Source organism: Salinivibrio socompensis S35 (genome assembly GCF_000513715.1).
Classification (GTDB): domain Bacteria; phylum Pseudomonadota; class Gammaproteobacteria; order Enterobacterales; family Vibrionaceae; genus Salinivibrio; species Salinivibrio socompensis.
Genome location: NZ_AQOD01000046.1, coordinates 1 through 16784 on the forward strand (window position 1 = coordinate 1; position 16784 = coordinate 16784).

General features: G+C 48.1%; 15 protein-coding genes and 1 pseudogene. 1 reads left to right on the forward strand and 15 read right to left on the reverse strand.

From position 1 onward, the window contains the following. Together DZ54_RS19630 and DZ54_RS0106375 are read right to left on the reverse strand one after the other, a co-directional pair. Window positions 1-1603 (reverse strand): Ig-like domain-containing protein (locus DZ54_RS19630; protein ID WP_037353777.1); only part of this gene is annotated, 1603 nt, incomplete at its 3' end. Window positions 1604-1828: 225 nt separating this feature from the next. Then, window positions 1829-2761, reverse strand: a complete 933-nt coding sequence (locus DZ54_RS0106375; RefSeq protein ID WP_081721609.1) for a LysR family transcriptional regulator — start codon at window positions 2759-2761, stop codon at window positions 1829-1831. 57 nt (window positions 2762-2818) lie between these two features. On the opposite strand from DZ54_RS0106375, the gene metE reads away from it, so the two are divergent. Next, window positions 2819-5089: a 5-methyltetrahydropteroyltriglutamate--homocysteine S-methyltransferase gene (gene metE / locus DZ54_RS0106380; RefSeq protein ID WP_025673475.1), complete on the forward strand. Its 2271-nt coding sequence runs from the start codon at window positions 2819-2821 to the stop codon at window positions 5087-5089. Window positions 5090-5201: 112 nt separating this feature from the next. Here the strand turns inward: metE and DZ54_RS23320 are convergent, their stop codons facing one another. From DZ54_RS23320 to DZ54_RS0106445, 13 genes and pseudogenes are all read right to left on the reverse strand, one after another. Then, a complete protein-coding gene (locus DZ54_RS23320) occupies window positions 5202-5816 on the reverse strand; it encodes an OmpA family protein (RefSeq protein ID WP_025673476.1) in 615 nt (204 codons plus the stop codon). 13 nt (window positions 5817-5829) lie between these two features. Next, on the reverse strand, window positions 5830-7197 hold the full coding sequence (locus DZ54_RS0106390; RefSeq protein WP_420804842.1) for a TadE/TadG family type IV pilus assembly protein: 1368 nt from the start codon (window positions 7195-7197) through the stop codon (window positions 5830-5832). Beyond that, window positions 7194-7751 carry a tight adherence pilus pseudopilin TadF gene (tadF, locus tag DZ54_RS0106395; RefSeq protein ID WP_025673478.1) on the reverse strand — a complete coding sequence of 186 codons (558 nt, stop codon included), beginning with the start codon at window positions 7749-7751 and terminating at the stop codon, window positions 7194-7196. The genes DZ54_RS0106390 and tadF overlap by 4 nt, the downstream gene beginning before the upstream one ends. Window positions 7752-7772: 21 nt before the next feature. Next, window positions 7773-8243, reverse strand: a complete 471-nt coding sequence (locus tag DZ54_RS19640) for a TadE/TadG family type IV pilus assembly protein (RefSeq protein WP_051415934.1) — start codon at window positions 8241-8243, stop codon at window positions 7773-7775. Continuing rightward, window positions 8240-9094: a tetratricopeptide repeat protein gene (locus DZ54_RS0106405; RefSeq protein ID WP_025673479.1), complete on the reverse strand. Its 855-nt coding sequence runs from the start codon at window positions 9092-9094 to the stop codon at window positions 8240-8242. Before DZ54_RS0106405 ends, DZ54_RS19640 begins: the two co-directional genes overlap by 4 nt. Beyond that, window positions 9087-9959, reverse strand: coding sequence for a type II secretion system F family protein (locus tag DZ54_RS0106410; protein WP_025673480.1), 873 nt, complete (start codon window positions 9957-9959; stop codon window positions 9087-9089). Before DZ54_RS0106410 ends, DZ54_RS0106405 begins: the two co-directional genes overlap by 8 nt. A gap of 12 nt (window positions 9960-9971) precedes the next feature. Then, a pseudogene (locus DZ54_RS19645) lies at window positions 9972-10873 on the reverse strand (type II secretion system F family protein). 11 nt (window positions 10874-10884) lie between these two features. Beyond that, window positions 10885-12168, reverse strand: a complete 1284-nt coding sequence (locus tag DZ54_RS0106420) for a TadA family conjugal transfer-associated ATPase (protein ID WP_025673481.1) — start codon at window positions 12166-12168, stop codon at window positions 10885-10887. Continuing rightward, window positions 12165-13415, reverse strand: coding sequence for a CpaE/TadZ family protein (locus DZ54_RS0106425; RefSeq protein ID WP_025673482.1), 1251 nt, complete (start codon window positions 13413-13415; stop codon window positions 12165-12167). The genes DZ54_RS0106420 and DZ54_RS0106425 overlap by 4 nt, the downstream gene beginning before the upstream one ends. After that, the gene (locus DZ54_RS0106430; RefSeq protein ID WP_025673483.1) at window positions 13415-13909 is read right to left on the reverse strand and encodes a hypothetical protein; all 495 of its coding nucleotides are present in this window, start codon (window positions 13907-13909) and stop codon (window positions 13415-13417) included. Before DZ54_RS0106430 ends, DZ54_RS0106425 begins: the two co-directional genes overlap by 1 nt. Beyond that, complete coding sequence (locus tag DZ54_RS0106435) at window positions 13906-15234, reverse strand: type II and III secretion system protein family protein (protein ID WP_240473932.1); 1329 nt, start codon at window positions 15232-15234, stop codon at window positions 13906-13908. The genes DZ54_RS0106430 and DZ54_RS0106435 overlap by 4 nt, the downstream gene beginning before the upstream one ends. 9 nt (window positions 15235-15243) lie before the next feature. Continuing rightward, window positions 15244-16041: a Flp pilus assembly protein CpaB gene (cpaB, locus tag DZ54_RS0106440; protein WP_025673485.1), complete on the reverse strand. Its 798-nt coding sequence runs from the start codon at window positions 16039-16041 to the stop codon at window positions 15244-15246. A 117-nt stretch (window positions 16042-16158) separates the two neighbouring features. Further along, the gene (locus DZ54_RS0106445) at window positions 16159-16614 is read right to left on the reverse strand and encodes an A24 family peptidase (RefSeq protein WP_051415935.1); all 456 of its coding nucleotides are present in this window, start codon (window positions 16612-16614) and stop codon (window positions 16159-16161) included. Window positions 16615-16784 lie beyond the last annotated feature (170 nt).

The following is a 16784-nucleotide window of genomic DNA, read 5'->3' on the forward strand; positions in this document are numbered from 1 at the left end:
TGTTGGCTGGGTCCGCGCTGTCGGTCACGGTCAAGGTCACTGTCTGACCGGCTTCGACGTTGTCAGTTGTACCGTCCAACGTCACCGCATCCGCTTCGCTCGCGCTGAGGTTGCCATCGCCTACCGCATTCAAGTCGATAGTCGGCTGGTCGTCACCCGCCTGGGTGTCGAGCACGGCGCTGTCGCTGCCTTCTGCCGAGGTGTTGCCGAACTGGTCTTCCAGCACCGCTGTCACGGTGAGGGTTTCACCTTCCGCTGGCGCATCGAACGAGGTCGCAACGCTGCCGTTGGTGATGTCGGTATCGGCCAACACGATGTCGTTGGTGGTGGTGCCATCGCTGACGCTGATGGTGTCACCGGCCACGGCACCGGCTGGCAAGTCGACGTTCACGTCGACCTGGCCATCGAGCTCGTCACTGCTGATCACGCCATCATTGTTGGCGTCTTCGGTGATGGTGACCGTCGGCGCGCTGTTGTCCTCACCCGCCTGGGTGTCGACTGTGTGCGTAGAGGTCGTGGTGCTGTCTACCGTATTGCCCGCGTCATCCGACGAGCTCACGACCACCTCGAACTCGGTGTCCGCCGCCAGGTCGCTGCCGGCCACGTCCACGCTCCACTCGCCGTTTTCATCCACGGTGGTTTCGTAGTCTTCGCCGTTGATGGTCATCGCAACGGTATCGCCTTCGGCGATGTCGCCGCCGCTCGCGCTGCCGGTGACCGTAATGGTCTCGCCCGCTTCTTGCGCGTTGATCACGTCATCGCTGGTGATGTTGTTCACGCTGACCGTGCCGGCATCCGCGGTAGTATCAATCTCTACTTGATCACTGCCCGGCGCGGAGGTGTTGCCGGAGGTATCAGTAATAGTGGCTTCTACGGTTAGCGTTTCACCGTCTGCAGGGGGGTCAGACAGTGTGATGGTGACGGTGCCGTCTGCAATGTTTTGCTCGGTAATGGTCGAGGTTTGCCCATCAACGGTTAATACATCCCCCGGGTTGGCATCGGTATTGGACAGGTCGATCAATACCTGGATCCCGTCGCCTAGTTCTTGCCCGCTGATGATACCGTCGTTGTTAGCATCATTAAGAATGGTCACACCAGGAGAACCGGGGGCGGTGGTGTCAATCTCAAGCCCTACTTCCCCTTCAGCATCGCTCCCAATTGCACCATCAGTGGTCGCAATCGAGTCGGTATCAAACCCTGACCCCGCGATGGTCTCGCTTCCATCACGCTCTAGATTGACATAGCTCCATGAGCCACTGCCGGCTGCAGCTTCCCCACCGGCCGCCGTCGCTTGATCATCCTCAATGGTGATCTCGCCTTCACCATCAAGAATTTGTTGCTGAATCTCGGCTATTTCATCTTGTACGTCTTGAGGTAACCCGTCGAGCAATGCGCCTGGCTGGTCCCCTTGAGGCTCAATCGCTAATAACGTTCCGTCGCTTAATACAATGACCGCCTCACTGTTATCTGGCAGGACTAGCTCGGTGCCTGATGGAAACGACGTACCTTCGGTCACTGTCATTGGCGTGCCATTGACAAGCAGCACACCATTTCCTTGAATAGTTTCGACATTTACATTGCGAGAGAGCGAGATTGATTTCATAGCCGGGACTCTTTATCCATAAAAAATGTGATGTGCATTCAAAGTCTATCGCTTGCATTATCTAAGGAATTAGACTTATTCGAAAGTAATTTTACTCCGAAATGTGCACTTTGTACGGCTCAAAATTGAGACAATACGTAAGTATAGGTGGGTGTTTGAAACGATGCGTAATGCTGGCTTAAAATGCTAACAACATAGTGATTGGGTCTTCTATCTGTCAGTGCTCTAGTTGATTACGATCGAGCCTGCTTTTGCGATGAAGTCTTGGATGTAATCGTCGCTTTCACCTTTCCGTACACCCAAATGGATCGCTTTATGAATACCTGTTTTGCCCATGCGAAGTATATGTAGCTTTAAACGCTGTTGATATTCTAAAGCCAGCCATTTGGGGAGTGCCGCAATCCCACGATCAGCGGCAACCATCTGCAACATAATGTCTGTCGTTTCAATCGTTTTGTGTTTGCGTGGCGCACAGTGTGCCGGCGCCAAAAACTGGGTAAACACATCCAAACGCGATTGATCAACGGGGTAGGTAATGAGCACTTCCTGTGTCACTTGCTGAGGCTCAACATAGTCAAACGCCGCCAACGCACTTCGCTCGCTTGTGACCAGCACCAGTTCGTAATCGAACACAGATACGTATTCTATGCCTGGCTTAAGCAAGGGATCGGGCGTGACTAGCACGTCAATATCATGGCCAAACAATGCGCCCAAACCACCGAATTGGAACTTTTGTTTCACGTCAACATCGACATCTGGCCATTGGTGCAAAAAAGGCTCCACCACTTTAAGTAACCACTGATAACAAGGGTGACACTCCATGCCAATACGCAGTGTGCCGCGCTGGCCTTGGGCAAATTGTTTAAGCTGCTGTTCGGCATGCTCAAACTGCGGAAGCATACGATCAGACAGCGTAAGCAAGTACTCACCTGCTCGCGTAAAGTGAAGCTGTCGTCCGGATTTTTGCCACAAGCTGATCCCGAGCTGACTTTCTAACTTTTTCATCGCATGACTAATCGCGGATTGGGTGAGATACAGGGTGTCTGCCGCCGCGGTGAGCGAGCCCTGCTCTTTAATCGCGCGTAGAATGTGAAGATGGTGGCGTTCTAACATATCGACCCCATGACTAAAATTCATTGATTGATGAAATAATGCCATTTTAGTTCATAACGAGAAAGCCCTATGCTGAACTCAATCAAAAAGGAGGACGTATAGATGGCTAAAACACATAATCTCGGCTTTCCCCGTATTGGCGCACAGCGCGAACTTAAATTCGCACTCGAGCGTTACTGGCGCGGTGAATCATCACAACAAGACTTAACCAACATTGCGGCAGATCTGCGCCGCACCCACTGGCAACAACAAAGTCAACTCGACACGGCACCGGTCGGTGATTTTTCGTTTTATGACCATGTGCTCGACACCAGTTTTTTAGTCGGCAATGTCCCTGACCGTGTTGCCACTCACCAAGATAACACGTTAGATAACTACTTCCGTGTCGCCCGTGGTCGCTCAGCGAATGATAGTGGTTGCCAGTGCGTGCACGCCGGTGAGATGACCAAGTGGTTTGACACCAATTATCACTACATCGTGCCAGAATTTACCGCGCAAACCACCTTTAGTCTGCATGCTGACAACCTGTTGGCCCAACTGGAAGAAGCCAAGCAAGCCGGTACAAACGCCAAGCCAGTTTTAGTCGGCCCCGTCACTTACCTTTGGCTAGGCAAAGAAAAAGATACCTCTAACAAGCTGGATCTACTGGATAACCTCTTGCCCGTGTATCAAACACTACTGAGCAAACTGGCAGAAGAAGGGGTGGAGTGGATACAAATTGATGAGCCGATTTTGGTCACGGAACTCGCACCTGAATGGCAAGCTGCTCTGAAAAATGCGTATCACGCATTAAGCCAAACTAAGGTGAAATTATTACTGGCGAGCTACTTCGACGAGCAGGCAGAAAACCGTGCACTAGCGCAATCATTGCCTGTTGATGGCTGGCACCTGGATGCAGTTCGTGGTCGCGGTGATGTGTTGTCATACCAAGAAGCGCTGGGCGATCACCAAGTGCTGTCTCTCGGGGTGATTAATGGTCGCAACGTCTGGAAAACCGATCTTAATGCCACGCTAGAATGGCTCGAACCGATACACCAGGCACTCGCCGATCGCCTCTGGCTTGCACCCTCTTGCTCCTTACTCCATGTACCGGTCGACTTGGCCAGCGAGCACAAGCTCGATCCTGAGGTAAAAAACTGGCTTGCCTTTGCGCATCAAAAGCTAGAGGAGCTGGATATCCTCGCGCGCGCCCTTAATCACGGCCGTCAAACCGTTCAGTCAGCGCTGGACAATAACCGCGAGGCAATCGAAAGCCGTCAGCAATCACCGCGTGTGCACAATCCTAACGTGCAAGCCGCACTGGCTGCGATGACACCTCATTTGGGTGTACGGCAGCGCCCGTTTGCAGATCGTATTCGCCTGCAAAGCGAGCAGCTTAATCTGCCACGTTTCCCGACCACTACCATTGGGTCGTTTCCACAGACCAGTACCATTCGCCAAACCCGCTTACAATACAAAAAAGGCGAGATTGATGCCGCCACCTATCAAGACATTATGCGCAAAGAGATCGCCCATGCGGTAGAAAAGCAAGAGGCATTGGGGTTGGATGTCCTAGTCCACGGTGAAGCTGAGCGTAATGATATGGTGGAGTACTTTGGCGAGCAGCTGGATGGTTATGTGTTTAGCCAGTTTGGTTGGGTGCAATCGTATGGCTCTCGCTGCGTGAAGCCGCCAATTTTATTTGGTGATATTGAGCGCCCTAAAGCGATGACAGTAGAATGGACCCAATACGCCCAATCTCTCACTGAGAAGCCACTCAAAGGGATGTTAACCGGGCCGGTAACTATTCTTAACTGGTCGTTTGTACGCGATGATCAGCCGCGATCGCAAACCTGTAATCAACTGGCACTGGCGATCCGCCAAGAGGTGCAAGATCTTGAGAAAGCCGGCACTAAAATCATTCAAATAGATGAAGCGGCACTGCGTGAAGGCTTACCGCTGCGTCGCAGTGAGTGGCAAGGCTATCTTGATTGGGCGATTAACGCGTTTAAAATTGCCGCCAATGGTGTGCGTGATGAAACGCAAATCCACACCCATATGTGTTATTCCGAGTTTAACGATATTATTGCATCGATTGCTGACATGGACGCCGACGTGATCACCATTGAAACATCCCGCTCGGATATGGAACTGCTTGATGCCTTTGATCACTTTGACTATCCCAATGATATTGGCCCAGGTGTGTACGATATTCACTCCCCCAATACACCAAGCCAGGCGCAAATCGTTGGCTTAATGGAAAAAGCCGCCGCGCGGGTCCCCGCAGAAAGGTTGTGGGTGAATCCCGATTGCGGCCTAAAAACCCGGCAATGGGATGAAGTGATCCCAGCACTAAAAAACATGGTCGCAGCCGCGAAAGTGCTTCGTCAATGATACTGTGTCCGTAACGCAGCCTCAGTGACACTACGTCAGCAAGGCGAATAATCAATATACCGTCAAAAAACGCGCCACGGATGACTCCAGTGGCGCGTTTTTTATCTACACGTTATTGACTAATACGAATATCAACGCGGCGATTAATGGCATGCCCTTGCTCGGTGTGATTCGTCGCAGCTGGCCGTGTTTCACCTTGACCGCTTACCGTCACTGTATTGCCGTCAGCCGACGGAATAAAGGGGGCAACCGCGTCCACCCGTCGTTGTGACAGTTGCTGGTTATATTGTACGCTGCCGACATTGTCGGTATGACCGGTCACCGACACCTCTGATGGATATTTTGCCAGCGAATTTGCGAAGCGTTGCAAAATAGCTTGGCCTTGAGGAGATAAACGCGACGTATCAAAGTCAAAATGCACACGTGCCACCGGCGAATTGGGCGCGTGCTGCCAATAGGCATGGCTTTTAATAAAACTGGTACACTGTGGCGACACATCAAGTGCATCAATTTGTGCGACCAGCCACTGATTATTGGCGATGGTTTGGGGCGCAACCGCGAGTAGTCTATTATCCTGATAGGTGCGCGCGATGACGCTCTCACCGGTCGTTACCTGATAATGTGCCGCCCCCTCTTGCATGACGCAGTCGGTATCAAATAACGCGTCATTCGCCCACACGATATTGGGAAGGCTCAGCACGAGTGCAATATTGATCCATTTAATCATTGGATGCTCCTTGTTATGGGGCGAGGTGGCCGATTTCTTCAGTGATAAGCTCGAGGATTTTATTTTTGATTTGATCCGGATTCTCTGCCGAAAACACATTGCCTTCACCAGCACAGGACTCCATTTGAGGTTGAATATCTTTACTATCTGCAAAACCTACCGCAGTCATCCTTGCTTTAACTGGCTCACCATCAACATTAAGGCTGTTTAAGTGCTCAATTATGTTAGTACACATGCCAGCTTTAATTAGCTTATCGGTTGTATCAGTAAAGTTATCCGCGCCATCAGACAATAAAATAATCAAACGCCTTGGGTTTGTCCCTGCTTTAGCCATTTGTGCGCCACGAATAATGCCAGCATAAGAAGAGGTTCCGCTAATCTGGCTACCTCTAATCACAAAACTGTTGACTTTATTTTTTAAGATTTCAAAGTCATCCGTCAATTCAATATCTTGAAAATAAGACAAGCGTTGATATCCTGGATATAGTTTGGTATTTAGTGTAGGTTGAACGTGTGACCAATGGCTGGTATTAAAAATATTAGCGACCGTCGCCACAGCATTTAAGTCGTCAGTATCTTCTCCTGAACGCGCACTACACCGTAACCTCTTCCAATAATACTCGCAGTCAGTATCACAACGTTGATTATTACCACATATTAAATGGTCGAAATGGAGCATTTGATTTTTGTTGGCAGGATTTATCTGTTGGGTAAAATTATCAAAACCAGTAATCGCCAATCTGTTTTTATTTTCTCCTTGAGTGTGCTTATTAAAGCTATCTAGTTCAGACGCTATTTCAATGATAATTTTATTCATCATCTTATAGCGAATCTCACCCCTACCATTCTCTCCTGTCCAGGGCCTGTTCATCGAGCCAGAGAAGTCTGATACTAATACCACATCAACCGTTTCTGCATGATATTTCCTACTTATCGCACCGCTTGCCACATCATACTTCTCACCGAAGCCAACAACGGTCTCACTGCCCGGAAACCATGTAGGCTGGTGAATTTTGGCTGATACTTGATACTCAAAAAAACGCTGCTCTGAGTCTTGGCAAGAGGCGTTTTTTTCGCAATTTATTTTGCGAATGGTAATATCATTGTCGTCGACTTCCGCGTAGGGAAAATAGTCCTGAATATAAGCCTTGGCGAGTGTCTTATCATCCGACCCTGATCCTGCAACAGCTAGACTTGCCACTTCAACCGCCTCTGCCAGGCGTGCCTTGTCCTGCACCGCACGCGCCCCATCTGTACCTAAGGTAAAAATGCCAAACAGTATCGGAATAAACAGGGCGAATAAAATGGCTGCATGGCCTTGCTGCTGGCGGTAGTAGCCGGGGCTGAGTGAGCAAAACCTTGTTGTGAGCGCATAAACTATCTCCCCATCACCACGGCGCGCGACGATACGCGCGAAAAGTCTTCACCAATGAGATTGCCGTACCAATTATTGGTGTCATAACACAAAGTCACTTGGTATAAGGTTGTAGGACGACCAAAGGTCGTAGTAAAACTGAGATCTTTACTCGGCGGTGCTGCCTGGCAGAGTGCTCCTGAGGGAGCCGTCCATTGGCTAATGATCTTCGTTTGATCCTCTTCATCCGTCTCTCCAACGCCTTGACGAACATGAAGCGCGAATCCGAGTTTGGTGCTGTCAAAATTACTCATGGTGCGTGTGAGGGAGTTCCTCACTATTCTATATGCATCTTCAGCCTGTTTATCATCCACCTGAAAATTATCTGAGCCAAACAGCTCGGTACGCTCTTTAATGATATTAGCTGCAGAGAAAGCCATACGCTCGAGCTTACCTTTAACGCTCAATTTCATGATGATGTCGGCACTGAACACCAACAGCAGCGCAAAGAATACCCCGACGATCGCAAATTCGACGGTAAAATTACCTTGCTGATGAGATTTAAAGCGCAAAGGTTTCACGTTGGTATTCCTGTATCACTATCATTTCACGGGAAAAAGGGTGTTTTTGTCTAAAAATAAATTAAAGATAGGTTGGTAGTCATAACTCACGTTATAAATCGCAATCGGCGCTTTCTCAGGTTCGCCGCACACGGCTTCTCTGTCATTTTCATTGTCAGGTTCACAACCATCAGTAATCGTGGCTAGGGTATTGTATTCATTAACATAACGGATACTTATCCGGTAATTATTCGTATCGATCAACGCATGCCAAAGGCTACTATCATCATTAAGGATTTGTTGAAATACGGTCAGAAAATCTTCAGTTTGTTGTTTTTTGGCATGTTGTGCGGCTCTTGAGATAGCTAAATCCCCCAAGGCAGATACATACGACATAAAGCTCATTTCTACCCAAGCGGCGCACATTAGCCAAAAGGCAAAAAAACCACCCACAAATTCAATCGTCGCGACCCCTGATTCTCGCTTAGGTCGATAAAGCGGAGACAATATCATTGGTGAGCATCCTCTTGCTGCTCAACCTTAGTGGATAATACAGGCCGTGTCTTTTCTGTAGCCTCAGAGGGAACCTCAATGAGTGAAGCCAAATCAGCCATAGGTAAGGCTTGTAGCTGTTGGTAAAGCCCTATTCTTTCCTTGTTATCCATATTAGGCGTTAGAACATCGAACGCTGAGCGCTGATTCGTTTTGGCATAGATTAACGACAGGGTAATGCGCGTTTTATCCGAAAGTTCACTGAGCTCTGGCAATGGCTTAAGTCGACGAAGTGCGCCCGTAAAGTTCTCTTCCAGTACATCAATCAGAGCGAGATTATTTTTTATAGTGCGGTCATCCGCCATATTCATTCGTGCTTGATTGAACCACTGTCGCGCGTCCACTAAATCACCTTTTCGTGCCGCCAGTATGCCGAGCAAGTTGGCCGACTCGCTGTTATTCGGATCCCGTTGTTGTACTTCTTTCAGTTGTGAGACAGCGGTTTGCCATCGCTCCAATCCCATCGCGACTTTACCGGCCAGTAAGCGCACCTCAGAGGTGGGCTGTCCATCTTGCTCCCTCTTTTGTAGTAATGGCGATAGATAAAAGCCGGCCGAGTCATAGTCTTTGATGTGTAAATAACGTTTGACCAGTTTAATCCGTGTCTGCGCCGATTCTTTTTGCTTCAGCTCCCGCTTGTATAGGCCAATAATCTCGCGATCATTGCCACTACTTTCTAATACTTGCTCGTTGGTCAGTGTCTTTTTCTCTGGCGGCTGAGCACCCGCACACCCTACGAGGCCAACAATACAGACTGCCACTAGCGCCCAACAACGTGGTTGTTTGGATCGATGTTTAACGTTACTAAGCATTTGCGAGCATCCTCATAATTCCAGGTGCCGCAATTAGGATCACAATCGGAATCATAATAAAGACAATCAAAGGAATCGACATTTTGGCCGCAAGCTGACCGATTTTTTCTTCAACTTGCAAAAGTTGTACTTCACGAATATCCGCCGATAAGGTGGTTAGCACCCCGTATATCGACGTACCGTATTGCAGGCTTTGATTGAGTGTCATCACAAAGCTACGCATTTCATTAGACGGCACTCGCTGATAAAGCTCTTCGAGTGCTTGCTCGAGTCCCACAATCCGTGAGCGTTCATTCACACGCGTGAGCAAAAAACTCAAATCACGATCGAACGCCGCCATCTCTCGAGATAAATAAGTAATGGACGCTTCGATGGTCATCCCGGTTTGTACACAAACGGCCATCAGATCAAGCATGTAAGGCAGCCGATTAGAAATGGCTTTTACCCGTGCTCGTTTGCGTAAGTTGAGATAGGTATCGGGGCCAATGATGATCATCACCAACCATACTAACTCACCAATCAAGAGCCAGGTACTCGGCCATTGTTGCAATTGGCTCCACAACAATATTCCAGTGCCACCCACTAGCAACACTGCATACTTCACCGGCATAAAGAGCTTACTCCACCGTTTATCGTAAATACCGGCAGCGAGAAACTTTTGCTCCACATCCTGTGTATCGTTGGACACCAATTGGTTTATAAAGGCGCCAAATTTATCCCATAGCGGGGTAGTTTGATCGGTTGACGTCTGAATATTAAAGTCACGAAACAAACGTTTCTTACGCGACTGTCGCAATACACCAACAGCAAGCACGCAGCCGATGAGTAACAGTGTTAAAAAAATCCATTGATGCTGTGCCATCATGATTCCCTTTTATCAACGCACACTTTTCATTAATCCCCAAACGATGGCGATCCCAATCGCTTCACTGATAAGGACATAATAAAGAATCACTTTGCCGTCGGGATCAAACATCACAAACTCAAAGTTTTCTGGGCTGAGATATTGCAAAACAAACAGGAAAAAAACGGAATCGCCGCGACGATTTTCGCAGACGTGCGTGCCTCAGACGTTAACGCATACTTTTTCTTATCAATTGAGCGCGCATTAAACATCATACGGTTAAGACGCATCATAATATCTTTAAGCTGGCCACCACGTTGCATATTAGCGCGCAGGGTGATCACAAAAAAATAAAAGGATGGATAAGGATAACGGTGACAAGACTTGCGGAATACTTCGTCGGGGGATTCACCAAGTTGTAAACGCTTGCCCATAATACGGAACTCACGTCCAATATCACCTTCGAGCGTATTACCGACATACAAAATAGCATGCATGATACTTTCGCCCGCCGAGACCGCACTGGTCATCATGTTGAGCGCATTGGGGAATGCCGTTTCAAACATCTTTTGTTCACGGTTTTGAAGCCAACGATAAAAAATAAATAAACCAGTAAGCATAAATGGAGGTGTTACCATCCATATAGGCTCACGTAAAAAATGGCTGTTAAATTGAATCGATGCGAAAAAGAGCACAGCCAAGAGTGCAGCTAACTTTATTGTTGGGCGCGCACCAAGCTGTTTCTGAAAATTGCTCCACCGCAGAAGAATTGTGTCCCACAAGCTCCGATCGGACAATGACCGTAAATCAACGGCTTGCTGGTTTGCCATCACTGACTCAACAAACTCGGTTCGGTTAAATTCTTCGAGGTAATCATACCGTTTGTGTTTTTTCAGCCAAGGAGCAATCAATAACCCCAGACCGACCACCAGCATAACAAGGTAAATCACATGTCCTCCCCTACTTTAAACGCCGACGACAGCTTTTCCTCAAGCCCAAAGAAACGCGCTTTTTCCATTAACACAGAACGTTGCATCAGTCCTGCCGTCATAAAGTTGCCACGTACTTTCCCCTCAGACGCCTGCTGATAAACCGGTTGAAAACGAAAAATCTCCTCCATGACCACATTAGACCCCTCTAATCCAAAAACTTCAGTAATACTCATCACTTTACGACTACCATCATGAAGTCGGCTGATTTGGATCACCAAGTCGACGGCACTCACAATGGTACGCCGAATAGCTTCTAGCGGGAGGTTACTGTTCGCCATCATCACCATAGATTCAACCCGTGCCAGTGCATCACGAGGTGTATTGGCGTGCAGCGTTGACATGGAGCCGTCATGACCGGTATTCATTGCCTGGAGCATCTCAAAGGCTTCGGCCCCACGACACTCACCGACAATGATCCGATCGGGACGCATCCGCAGAGAGTTAATCACTAAGTCTCGTTGATCGACTAAACCTGTATTTTCAATCCCCGCGGTTCGCGTTTCTAATCGCACGACATGAGGTTGTTGCAACCGTAACTCAGCCGCATCTTCAATGGTAATGATGCGTTCATTCTCACCAATAAACTGAGATAACGCATTGAGCATGGTGGTTTTACCTGAACCTGTCCCACCTGATATTAAAATGTTAAGCCGACAGTGCGCTGCAATCATTAATAGTTGTGCCATTTCTGGGCTCATTGCCCCGAACTCGCACAGTTTCTGTAAATCAATACTCTGTTTTTTAAATTTACGGATTGAAATCGCCGTGCCGTCAATGGATATCGGCGGAATAACAATATTAACGCGACTACCATCTTCTAAGCGCGCATCACAGGTGGGGGACGATTCATCGACACGGCGACCGACCCGTGATGCAATACGTTTAGCAATTTCACGCAGTTGATTCTCGTCAATAAAGGTTACCGGCGCTGGTTCGACTAAACCGTTACGCTCAATATAAACCGACTCAGGCCCATTGATCATGATGTCGGTAATAGTCTCATCATCCATTAAGTTTTGTAGTGGACCCAGGCCAATCAGTTCGTCGGTTAAGTATTTGACGAACTCTTTTTTCACCGTGCTACTTAATGGCCATTGCTCACGGTTAATTAGCAGCTCGACCGCACTCTCGAGTTGCTTTTCAAGATCCTCTCGCGACACATCTGCAATCACATTAGGGTCTAAGGCATCAAAGACCTGCTTACGGATCTTTACATAGACTTCCTTTGTGCCTATCACTCAGCGTGCCCCTTTTTACGCCACAAGCCGCTGATAAAATTGAAAGTTGAACGACGTTCTATTGACTCACCTATCACCAAGGAAGCTAATTTACGCGTCGGGCCGGATGCCTTTATTTTAGCTTGCGCGACTCGGTTTCCCTCCAACACCAGCTCTCCAATTTTTCCAGTAAAAGGAATGACGACATCAAGCGGACGTTGAAGGAACTTCTCTATGTCTGCTCCAGTAACGGTGGCAAACTTTTCCGGTATACAGTGGTTCAACACAATGATCAGACGCGGACGGGATGCTTCATCCACTTTGTCAATAATCATTTTTAATCGTCCCGCATCACGTAATGCTGATACAGTTGGGCTAATCACCAGAATAATGCAATCGCTATCTAACCAACGTGCTTGGTTACGATGAGTAAAGCCCGAGGAACCCGATACATCTTCCACAATAAAGTTACATTCTGATGAGAGTATATCAGCGGCATTATTGTGATAATCATTAAGTTCGTCGAAACTATACTGTTTGGAGGTCAGTGATAGGACAGAAAGCATCTCACTGTATTTGGTCAATAAGCTTTGCGCTACCGATAGATCAAGGCTTGAAGAGAACGCACCTTTTTGCACCTCCCGCTTTTCAAACTTCTTTAGCCCTAACATAATATCAAGATTGCCGCTGGTATAATTATGGTCAACCACAATGCAAGAAGAGTTTTTATCGGTGACCAATTGATGTGCTAACTCAGACGTGATCAGTGTTGTGCCAACGCCTCCTTTAGCGCCAATAACAGACACTCTTTTGGCGCGGCGATTTTGACCCGGCCCCCGATTACGCTGACGGTTGTCACTGACGCTACGGACAAAATCGATCAGCTCTTGTTTGGTGATCGGCCAAAATAAGTAATAAAAGCCCATCTCTTTGAGGTTACGAATCGTCGAGATCGCATCTTCACTACCAATCACAATGACAGAAGCATGGCTTGGCAGTAAGTGACTAATACGACGGGCATCAGCGGTCACATCCTGACTGCTATTCAACTCAACCAATACGATCTCGACACTCTGTTGACGAACGTGATCCGTGATCGCCATATCTGAGTTTTTACAGATTTCTGGCGTTGCGACGCCCTCAAAACGAAACGCTTCTTCCACTAAAGCGCGACACGGATCGGTTTGATAAAATAATACCGAAGTAATCTTCTCGCGCTCGTCTTGCTGAGATTGATTACTTTTTAATATATCGACGAGATCAAACATCAGTATTTGCCTTCTTCATGACTGAGGCCACGTTCAGGACGCACCTTGGAGAGCCAGCGATTCTGTGTCACCACACAGCCGGTTTTATTCTGACGTACATCGGCTATTTTAACGAGATGACACGCTTCTGGTTTTATATGATAAGAAACCACCGAAACGCGCCAATCTCCGTCTTCCAGAACAGTCGAACGACGCTGAATATTTTGACTCTCCACTCCCAGATTTAGTAAATAACGTTGCGCTTTTTTCGCAGCCTTTTCACCGCGGGGTGAGCTATAGTCAAACGTAATAGGCTGAGTGAGTACTAATTTCTGATGATGAGAAGCAAAACGGGTAAATTGTTCAAAAGCACTCTGCGGCGTTGACGTTGACAGCGTCAATTGATAGGTCACCGGCACCAGTGATACCTCTGTACCTACCCTTTGATATGCGGGCGTACATCCCCATAATCCGCTCATGACCATGATCCCTAATAACCACAATGTCATTTTCATTGGATAAAGCCTCCTTTACGCAACCATTGGCGCAATGGTGCTTGCTCGGGCACCGCGTCTAACGCAAAAAAGCGTTCAAGCGTTGACGTTCGCTGGATTTGCGGGATAACCACTTGATCCGATTGAATCGGTTTGACCAAGTTTACCTTGGCTAAGATCACCAGCTCAGTCTTGTTTCGTTGCGTTTCTGTGTGACGAAACAGCGCACCTAGAATAGGAATATCACCGACAAATGGGATTTTCGATAAGGATTCACGCTCTTCACTGTTCAACAAGCCACCGAGTACGAAGCTCTCGCCGTCTCCCAGCTCAACCGTGGTACGGGCTCGACGTGTTTTTAATGCCGGCAAGTCATAGGCGTCATTGCTGTATTGCGCATCTAAAGAGCTCACTTCCGGCATTAATGCGAGTTTGATCTTGTCGTCCCGATGTACGTTCGCCGCCAATTCCAGTTTGACCCCATATTCGCGATACTGCACATTCACGCCACCATCAATACGAGTGACGACAGGAAGCTCACCACCGACAAGAAAGCTGGCTGTTTCACCGGATAACACCGATAAATTAGGTTCAGCGAGAATTTGTCCGACATTATCATCGCCAACCGCACTGATCACGGTGAGGATGTCGCTGGCGCTAAAACTCTTCAACGGATTAACAAAGATCCCACTGCCTCGACCGCCCGAGCTAAAATCAACACCAAACTTTTCCATGAACGAATTGGATACTTCCGCCACGGTTAATTGCACATTGACTTGCTTGGTCGTCGCCACCTCTAAGTTATTAACAATCCCGTCATAGCGATAACGGCGCATAAACTCAAGGTTGTAGGTGTTTTCTCCTGTATTCCACTCAACTTCTTCTTCGGTGGCTGACTTGGCTAACAGCTCACCCACCAAACGTTCGATACTTTTTTTCTGCGCCTCGCTGGCCACCAAGCCACTGATCGCCACTTGATTGGCCAAGTTGTCAATTGAAATATCGAGATCCGGATAGCGAAGCTGAATTTGCTGCTGAATATGGACCATGCTTTGGTTCACGACCAGTTGACGCGATATGATCGTTTTACCCTCTTCGTCAAATACCAATAGAGTAGTTGCTCCAACCGCTTTACCAAAAGCAACGACTTTTTGCTTATCGATAACTTGGTAGTCTGCAATAGCAGGATCTGCGACGAACACCGAGCCAATCGTTTGATTAACTTGCAATGCTTCTGCCTGGCCTTTGGCGATATTCATCACCATAGGAGCAGAATGGGCCGCCATCACGACCCAACTCAACAATAATACCAACATCCAGCAGCGACAAAAGTGTGGCGCTTCCATACAAATTCCTTATTTTACAACGGCAGTATCAGCCCGAAATTCTGTAATCGCTCGATAGTCATCCAATACATCGCCGGCATTCGCGGACATGTCTTTCGGCGACGATTTGCCCAGCGACTTGTGAACCTCAAGTTGGGCGATGCGTTTGGCAATGGTCATGGTGGCCACTTGCTTACGGGTAAGCTCCAAAATCAAGGTGGTGTCCGTAGAAGCCGGTTGATTGCGGGTCGCCTCTTGACGCGATTGCGCAACTTTGAGGACTTTCACGCCCATTAATACAGGCGCGAGCGACACACCGCGAAAGCTACGCACTGTGGTCTCATTGGCAAGGTTTTGATCGGTGGAAGCGAGCGCCATAATATCGACCAATGCCCCAGCACGCACCGCACCACCAACTACTGAGGTTGATGACACCTCAAGCGGAAAAGGGATCCGGTTGTCTTGTGTCACATAATCGAGATAATCTTGGCTTTGCGGAGACACCACAGCGTCCGGATAAAGAATGTCACCGGCCGCCAATGTACGTCTGGCTAATAAAACCTCGCCATGGGTTTCGGGTAGCGCCATATCCTTATCAATGCCCATTTGATTCGCTTTGCTTTCCGGCCAGGTTTCTATGATCAGATTATTACGTGCAATCGTCTCACCACGGTCTAACGCGGATTTAAGCGTAATCACCTTGTAAACAACGTCAGGAGGAGCTGTCTCTGTTTGTGCTGGTTGGTCAGAGTCATTGGGCTGCAGTAAACCATACAAGCCAATTGCAATTGCCACGAAGGCAATCAAGGAGAGTAATTTTGAATTCATAGTCCCTCTAAACAACCAGAAACCATTGTTAGTTGGATGAAGTAATGATGATGTAAGCCAGATATACCGTAGAATTTGGATACACCACGTTACACTTACCGCGCAATCTAAACACTATTAAGCTGCGCTCGCTAAGGTAAGTCCAATCGCCAACATCCCCGAGGGGGCTATCGCAAGCGCATAAGGCACGCCGTGAGCACGCCATTGAGGCTTTCCCAGCCAGCTAGCGAGTAAGAGTCCTAACGCGACGATGCCGCCCAACACGACCATCAGTAGCAACATCCATGGCCACCATTGCTCACCGACTGCAAGGCTGACCGCCACGAGTAACTTCACGTCTCCGGCGCCACACACACTAAGCCAGAATAAAATAAAGCCGGCCACCAAAACCAGGCCGGCCTGTGTCAGCGCATTCTCCACAGGGAGCTGAGCCCAGTAAACAGTAAATCCTGCTAACACAGTAATTACCGCTATCACCCAATGTTCGATAGTGCGTCGTTTTATATCACTGACTATACACATCACTAAACAAAGACAAATTAGTGATAAAAGAGTAATCACTTGCTGAGGCATGTTGGGGCTGATGGCTCCCCACTTCTTACATAGAAGAATCAGTGAGATAGGATAAAAAAGGTAGTCAGATCCATGATAATCGGCGATTATGGGTCACTACAACACAAAAAGACGCCAACCACCACTGAATCTACGCYAGTTAYTCTACACTTCTTTTTTCCTGTATGATC

Bases quoted from the DNA above. Each gene is read 5' to 3' on its own strand.
- DZ54_RS0106435 (WP_240473932.1), bottom strand. From the start codon at position 15,234: ATGGAAGCGCCACACTTTTGTCGCTGCTGGATGTTGGTATTATTGTTG.
- DZ54_RS23320 (WP_025673476.1), bottom strand. From the start codon at position 5,816: ATGATTAAATGGATCAATATTGCACTCGTGCTGAGCCTTCCCAATATC.
- DZ54_RS0106445 (WP_051415935.1), bottom strand. From the start codon at position 16,614: ATGCCTCAGCAAGTGATTACTCTTTTATCACTAATTTGTCTTTGTTTA.
- DZ54_RS0106430 (WP_025673483.1), bottom strand. From the start codon at position 13,909: ATGAAAATGACATTGTGGTTATTAGGGATCATGGTCATGAGCGGATTA.
- DZ54_RS19640 (WP_051415934.1), bottom strand. From the start codon at position 8,243: ATGATATTGTCTCCGCTTTATCGACCTAAGCGAGAATCAGGGGTCGCG.
- metE (WP_025673475.1), top strand. From the start codon at position 2,819: ATGGCTAAAACACATAATCTCGGCTTTCCCCGTATTGGCGCACAGCGC.
- DZ54_RS0106425 (WP_025673482.1), bottom strand. From the start codon at position 13,415: ATGTTTGATCTCGTCGATATATTAAAAAGTAATCAATCTCAGCAAGAC.
- DZ54_RS0106405 (WP_025673479.1), bottom strand. From the start codon at position 9,094: ATGCTTAGTAACGTTAAACATCGATCCAAACAACCACGTTGTTGGGCG.
- DZ54_RS0106375 (WP_081721609.1), bottom strand. From the start codon at position 2,761: ATGGCATTATTTCATCAATCAATGAATTTTAGTCATGGGGTCGATATG.
- cpaB (WP_025673485.1), bottom strand. From the start codon at position 16,041: ATGAATTCAAAATTACTCTCCTTGATTGCCTTCGTGGCAATTGCAATT.
- DZ54_RS0106410 (WP_025673480.1), bottom strand. From the start codon at position 9,959: ATGATGGCACAGCATCAATGGATTTTTTTAACACTGTTACTCATCGGC.